Here is a 230-nt window from a genome sequence, read left to right on the forward strand (position 1 = left end):
GCTTCGGGCGCAGTATTTCCACCATGGACGCTCCTGAGCATCCGCGATTTCGCAGAATTTTCCAGAAGGCGTTTCTGCCTCAGACGGTCGCTGCCTGGGGTGACGAACTGGTCGACCCCGTGGTGCATGAGCTCATGGAGGCGTTCGTTGATCGGGGCGAGGCGGACTTGGTGCAGGCATTCACCCTGCATTATCCCTTCCGGATCATTTATCGGCAGCTGGCGCTGCCG

The 230-nt window shown here is 60.0% G+C and carries 1 protein-coding gene; it reads left to right on the forward strand.

Annotated features, from left to right (window positions below; all coding sequences use genetic code 11):
* Positions 1 to 230, forward strand: a 230-nt coding sequence (locus R0K30_RS23855) for a cytochrome P450 family protein (protein WP_410613548.1), incomplete at both ends; no start/stop codon positions are given.

It is taken from the genome of Bacillus sp. SIMBA_154 (assembly GCF_046536015.1).
Classification (GTDB): domain Bacteria; phylum Bacillota; class Bacilli; order Bacillales; family Bacillaceae; genus Bacillus; species Bacillus pumilus_P.